The 6,746-nt window shown below is 41.7% G+C and carries 5 protein-coding genes; 1 reads left to right on the forward strand and 4 read right to left on the reverse strand.

Going from position 1 to position 6,746, the window contains the following annotated elements; genetic code table 11:
- Both IM507_RS06635 and IM507_RS06640 read right to left on the reverse strand, forming a co-directional pair.
- Window positions 1-327, reverse strand: a 327-nt coding sequence (locus IM507_RS06635) for a serine/threonine protein kinase (protein ID WP_287636788.1), incomplete at its 3' end; no start/stop codon positions are given.
- Between the two features lie 500 nt (window positions 328-827).
- Window positions 828-1,076 carry a hypothetical protein gene (locus IM507_RS06640; protein WP_002738100.1) on the reverse strand — a complete coding sequence of 83 codons (249 nt, stop codon included), beginning with the start codon at window positions 1,074-1,076 and terminating at the stop codon, window positions 828-830.
- A gap of 4 nt (window positions 1,077-1,080) precedes the next feature.
- Here IM507_RS06640 and IM507_RS06645 point away from each other — a divergent pair, with 4 nt between their 5' ends.
- Window positions 1,081-2,760, forward strand: a complete 1,680-nt coding sequence (locus IM507_RS06645) for a WD40 domain-containing protein (protein WP_287636789.1) — start codon at window positions 1,081-1,083, stop codon at window positions 2,758-2,760.
- A 383-nt stretch (window positions 2,761-3,143) separates the two neighbouring features.
- On the opposite strand, the gene IM507_RS06650 is transcribed toward IM507_RS06645, so the two are convergent.
- Together IM507_RS06650 and IM507_RS06655 are read right to left on the reverse strand one after the other, a co-directional pair.
- Window positions 3,144-4,424: an HhoA/HhoB/HtrA family serine endopeptidase gene (locus IM507_RS06650; RefSeq protein ID WP_287636790.1), complete on the reverse strand. Its 1,281-nt coding sequence runs from the start codon at window positions 4,422-4,424 to the stop codon at window positions 3,144-3,146.
- A 357-nt stretch (window positions 4,425-4,781) separates the two neighbouring features.
- On the reverse strand, window positions 4,782-6,365 hold the full coding sequence (locus IM507_RS06655; RefSeq protein WP_287636791.1) for a serine/threonine protein kinase: 1,584 nt from the start codon (window positions 6,363-6,365) through the stop codon (window positions 4,782-4,784).
- Window positions 6,366-6,746: the final 381 nt, after the last annotated feature.

A 6,746-nucleotide genomic window follows, 5' to 3' on the forward strand; every position in this document is an offset into this window, starting at 1 on the left:
ATTAGCGGTAAAATAGGCGTAAAGTTCGGGGATTTGTGGGTATCTTCCCAAACTATCTAAACGAATCGCTTCTTCTTTAAATAATTCTGCTGCTTTTTGTAAAGTTCCTGTTCCCTGCGCTGACGGGAAAAATTGTTTAATTACACAATAGGGTTTTGAGGGTTTATCTTCATCTATCGCTTGAAATGTCTTGCCAAAACCCCCTTGACCGATTAATTTTAGCGCTCGATAACGTTCTCTGAGCAGTAATTGAGAACCGCACTTATGACAGAATTTATCCGTGGGGGTGTTTTGGTGCGAACAATCGGGATTGAGACAGAGACTCATAGCCGTTTGACAAGTGTGGGAAGATTAACCCCTATTATAGAAAAAGAAAGCAAGCTAGGGCGACTCTAGTGGGCAAATTTTCTGATAATTCGCTGAAAATAAGGTGACAGGTATGGTCAATCCACAACCCGTTATACTTTGTCCATACCACAATTTAGCCATTTTGTCAAAAAAATTTTGACTTTGCAACAAAACTACACAAAAATTAGATCAACGCTGTTGGGGAAAAAAGGGATAATTGGCGAAAGTGTTTGGTTTTGCTCAAGGGAAAAATCTAGATTTAGTAAGGGTTTTAAGACAACCTAGACCATAAAAACCTTAAAAATTACAATAAAGGCCATCATAGCATAATGGAAAATTGTACCAGAATCGCTGGAAGTATTGCAACCTCGTAAATAAATAAAAATTATTCTCAATAAATTCTTAAGTAAAAATAAATATTACCGATTGTAAATTTAAATATTTTTAAGCATTGAAGCTATTTATATATAAAATACTTATCATTTTTCCTGATTGCCTCTGACTGGAAAGAGGGTGTAGGGTGTGGGGTGTGGGGTGTAGGGAAGAAAACCTCTTTCATCTGTAGGGGTGAAAATTTTTTCATCGGGACTGACTTGAAAGAGGCGGTCGGCAGGGGGCAGGGGGCAGGGGCAGGAGGGAAAAGTACCATTTTGGGGAGTCAGTCGTCGATACCAAACTAGGCTAAACTCTATAGGAGAAACCCGATGACTAACTTGATTATTTCGCAAAAATATGGCTAAAAAGCTCGATTTTGTTATTCCCGCCGTCGGTGGAGTCACAGGAGCCAATTTATCTGCTTGTCTGGGAAATATTGGCTTAGTCGGCGGATTTGGCGGTATAAGCGTCGGTTTAGTGGGAATGACGGGGATTGGCATCCTGACAAGTTCGGCAATTTATGCCAGTCTGCAAGGACTAGAAACAAACGATCACAATGTCGGGTTAGCTTTGGGAATAGGAAGCCTTGGCGGAATCGGTATCTACTCTACCTTTGGGGGTGTGGGAGTCGCGGTTAAAGGTACAGCTTTCGCTGTTGGTGCCGGTTCTATGGCGATCGCTGGTGGGATAGTCGGGTTAGGAGTCTACGGACTGATGAAAATGTTATCCCCCACCTACTCCAACAATAATTTTTATGGCAATCTAGAATTTTTTGATCGCATTACTAGAGAGTACGAAGAAGCTTTATTTTGGCAAGAAGTTACGCGAAAATATAAAAATCTAGAGGCAGAACTACAGGGACTTTTAGAAGAAGTATCTGTTCAGGAAAATCAACAGTTATATTCTACAGAAATTACTATTCCAGAGCGTTTATCTTGGCAGTGTTTCCAAACTCTTAAAGGTCATCAGGAAAATATTGGGGCGATCGATGTTAGTCCTGATGGTAAAATTATCGCTAGTGCGGGAGAAGATCAAACCATAAAACTTTGGCAGCGAGAAACGGGTAAATTAATTTATTCCTTTGTGGGAGTTAATGAACCGCTCCAAACTCTGGCGATAAGTCCTAACGGTAAATCGATCATTGCTGGTGGATTGGATGGCAGAATTAGTCAGTGGCAATTAGAAACTAAGCAGTATAAAAGTAGTTTTTTCGCTCGTGTAAATGCTCCCGATAGCCACGATGGTGTAATTTTACAATTAGCTTTTGCTGCCAATGAAAGATTTATTGTTAGTGCTAGTAATGACAAAACTCTGCGAATCTGGGGTTATCATACAGGAGAATTGCAGCGAACTTTAATCGGTCATGAGGAGGCAGTTAATACCTGTGCTATTAGTCCCGATAGCCAAATTATTGCTAGTGGTAGTGATGATAAAACTATTAAATTATGGCGATTTGATCATAGTTATGCTTATCAAACTTTTATCGGTGACAGGGCAGCCGTTAACAGTTTAGCTTTTAGTAATGATGGTCAATATCTAATTAGTGGCGGTAGTGATAAAACGATTAAAATCTGGGATATAAAGACAGGAGAAATTATTAAAAGTTGGCAGGCACACGAGCAGGCAATTATCAGTATTGCTATTAATCCTCATCGCCATCTAATTGCTAGTGCTTCCCGAACAGAAATTAAAATTTGGCAAGGACAAACAGGAGAATTAATTAAAACTTTACGGGGAACTGCTCCCTTAAAATTTAGTCCTGACGGTCAATTTTTAATTACAGGTAGTTATGGAGGTAAGGTAAAAATATGGTCAGAAATGTTAGGAGAATTAGAAATATTGCCCTCCGATTCCGAGGATTGGTGGGAGGTTTTAGAAGTTTCTAAAAATGCCAGTTTTTCAGAAGTTAAGCAAAGATATTATCAGCTTGCTCGTCAGTATCACCCCGATCACAATTCCTCCGTCATGGCGATTAAAATTATGCAAAAAATTAATCGAGCTTACGAGCGGTTTTTATTTTCTATCTCGCAACAGTAAAATTGTGAGCCTAGGGTCAAGTATTTAACTATCTTTCGATTCTCCCTTAATCCCCCCTTGATCCCCCCTTGATAAGGGGGGTGTCGATCCCCCCTTGATCCCCCCTTGATCCCCCCTTAATAAGGGGGGTGTCGATTCCCCCTTAATTTCCCCTTGATAAGGGGGGTGTCGATCCCCCCTTGATCCCCCCTTGATAAGGGGGGTGTCGATCCCCCCTTGATAAGGGGGGTATCTGATAATTTTTAACGACTACCTACTTATCTCACCATTAAGATAAATGCTATAATTATTCGATTCAAGAGCCAAAAGTAAAACCAGAAATATAGAGAGCTTACTAACAAGCTCTCTATAAAGTTTAGGTCTTTTACCACTTATCTTCCAGACTAGGATCTGTTAGCAGTATTCAAGCTACCCACTTGAATATTCAGATTAATTTTTTGTCCTTCTCGGCTAATTTCTACGGGTAAATTATCGCCAATTTGAGTATTAGCCACAATTTCCTGAACTGCATCGGGATCGGTGACATTCTTACCACCTACAGACTTTAACACATCACCCGATCGCAATCCTGCTGCTGCGGCAGGAGAATCTCTCATCACCCGCACTAACAAGACACCAGAATCATCGGGGATAGTCCAATTATCAGCCATGGGACTATCGGCTAATTGTTCTTTTACCTCTGGGGTTAACTGTACCATTTGAACACCGAGATAGGGATGTTCCACCTTACCCGTGGCGATTAATTGTTCAGCGATTCTTTGGGCAGTTTTAATCGGAATAGCAAAACCTAAACCCTGGGCATTTTGAATGATAGCAGTGTTAACTCCGATAACTTCTCCCCGAGCATTTAACAAAGGTCCGCCGGAGTTTCCGGGGTTAATTGCCGCATCGGTTTGCAGGAAATCCACCCGTTTATCACTAGCACCAATTTGGGAGCCATTGCGTTCCTTGGCACTAATAATTCCCGTGGTGACAGTGTTATCTAATCCCAAAGGATTACCGATAGCGATCGCCCATTCTCCCACCTGTAAACTATCAGAATTACCTAATTTAACCGTGGGTAAATTGCTCGTTTCCACCTGTACCACTGCCACATCAGTTAAAGGATCACTACCTAAGACTTTACCATCAATAGTGCGACCATCTTTGAGGGTGACTGTCACCTTATCTGCTCCCTCGACAACGTGAGCATTGGTGATAATTTTACCGTCATTACTGATAATAAACCCGGAACCTGTACCCCTTTGAACTTGTTTTTCTCCTCGCTCTGGTATTTGAGAACCGAAGAAGCGACGGAAAACAGGATCGTTAGCAAATTCCGAAAAATCACCGCCTCCATTGACTTCCCTAGAAGCATTAATTCTTACCACCGCCGGCCCCACTTCTTGCACCACAGAAGCGACAAAATTGGTGGGAATAACTAGGGTTGAGGGAGCGGCTGCGGCTGCTGTGGAGGGGCGAGGATTATTGGTAGCGGTGGCAATATTTTGGGCTAATTCTAGAGGATTTTGGCTGTAGGCGTAGGTGGCACCGATACCTAACCCGGCACCCAAAACCAGTAAGGAGGAATAGGCAAAAAGTTTTTTCATTGCAGAAGATTTGGAGCGTTTGGGATTGCCTTCGTTGCGCGGGGAGATATTATCGTTAAAAATATTGTGAGTCATAGTTTTTATTGTTTAACCATTTTGAGAAGGGAATAAAAGTCAGTCCTAGTAATCGTGGGTGTGAGAGGAGTGTTTTGGAAAACGGCTGAGGACTGACTATCTCTAATTTAGGTGGGGGATATGAACTTACTGTGACGCAGACATGAACTTTTGATTACAAGCTCATTGTTTTATAGTTTTTGACAGCTATAAGCATTAATACGCATGGCACAAGTGAGATGCTCCTCAGCAGAATAGACTCACTACTATGGCACAATTTAATTTTTGGGTTGCATTAATTAACCTAATCTAGGGAAGATAACAATAGAAAAAACGGAATTATGATGATAGTTTTATGTTTTGTTAGCCTTTGGAATGCTAGAGAAGACCCAATAACCAACCGCTTGCTAAACCACTTAAATTTGTAACAGCAAGAATCAGAAAAATATTGAAATGACTAAAGTTTTTCTTATCTAAATTGATTGTAGTATAAACCTGAATAGATAATATTACTATGATCATTATTCCCATTACAACAAAATTGTCACGAAATATAAGACTGAGAGTAATACAACCTATCAATCCAGGAAAAACAAAGGACAAGAGAGTATGAAACCAAGCCGTATCTTTCCAGGGATCAAAAATTGAAGTTTTCTCTGAGAGCCAAAACACAGCCCTAGCTACAGCTCCAGCCACAACCCCAGTCGCAACCCAAGCCACAACCACACCCTCAGACCCATACCCAGCTAGAGTGCTAGCCCACAACAGAGCCAGAGCTCCAGCCCAAGCCAGAGCCAGAGCCACAGCCCAAGCCCAAGCCCCAGCACCAGCCACAGCCCAAGCCAGAGCCCCAGCCCAAGCCACAGCCACAGCCACAGCCACAACTTGCCATCGTGCTGAACTGGCAGCTAAACCGTAACCAAATAGACCATAAACAAGAAACACACCGATTAACCAATCCCAGGGAAGAGCTTGGAGTTTTTTCTGAAGAGAATTTTCAGAAGGTTTTGGGTTAACAGGGGCTTTTGTTTCAGCCCTTTTTGGTTCTTTCCTTGGCTGTGGGGGATTAACTATTTCTTGACGATATTGTTTTGGTACAGGAGGCGGTGGTAATTCCAATTGTTGAAGCCAATCGGACATGGACTGAGGGCGGTTTTCTTTTTCTAAAGCCATGCCCAGAGTAATGGCTGTGTTAAGATGATCACTTAAATTAGGATTAATTTCTTTCGGTGATGTTAAAGGATGATTATCCCGGCGTTCCATTGAAGGAGTCGGTTTTTGTCCGGTGACAGCATAATAAAAAGTAGCCGCAAGCGTATAAACATCGACACTAGGTTTACGATTACTTGTAATGTTTTCTAAAGCTCTATCTTGACTTTGAAAGTGTTCTACAATCTGTTCATAGGGGGCAAAATACAAATTAGCTCCTGAATTTGTGGAACTACTACTGGCCGGAATAATCTCTTTAGCAATGCCAAAATCAATCAAGATAGCATTCCCATTGGGTTGAATCATAATATTGCCAGGGTGAGCGTCTCGGTGTACCATTCCTGCTTGATGAACTGCCTCTAATGCGCTGCCAATTTGCCGAATATATTTTAAACATTCCGCTTCCGATAATTTTCCTTGAGTTTTCACCCTTTCCATCAAAGTTTGACCCTGAATAAAATCCATCACCAAACAGGGAACTTGACCTTCAGTAAAAAAATCGGAAATACGGACGATATGGGCATGGGGAGTCTGGGAAAATTTGGCTAACTTGCGCCCTTCCGCCTCAAATTGTCTAACATAATCCTCGTATTCCGTATCTCTTTTTTGCAAAATATCAGGAGTTTTGATCACCACTTCCAGGGTGAGTTGGCGATGACGTGCTTTATAGGTCAGGCCAAAACCTCCCCGTCCCAAGACCTCAAGGATCTCGTACTTGCCATTGTGGAGGAGTTGTCCCGCTTGCCAAACCATAGAATTTTGCAATAGTTATTTTTATCATACCAAAAAATCTGCTTTTGTCTCAAAATTGGCTTATGTTTTGGTATTTGAGTTTGTAGGGGCGAAGCATTCGGATAAAAAAATTACGGTTTCAGCGATAGGTTATTGCCCAAATGCTTCGCCCTTACGGGAGTTTGGTGGTGCTTAAGTTTACACCAATGGCACGTCTTGCATCCCATTGTGGTTAGTGAGTTTATCGAACTGCAATCGTCTTTGATCCCCCCTTAATCCCCCCTTGATAAGCTATCCATTAGTCACATCTTTCTTAACATAAAATTTGACAAAAAGAGAAAAGTGTGCAAGATGGCTCAAGGGGGTTCTATGGGGGGACTAATTTGATGAGATAGTTTCCAA

The organism is Microcystis sp. M20BS1, assembly GCF_020245305.1.
GTDB classification, from domain to species: domain Bacteria; phylum Cyanobacteriota; class Cyanobacteriia; order Cyanobacteriales; family Microcystaceae; genus Microcystis; species Microcystis ichthyoblabe_A.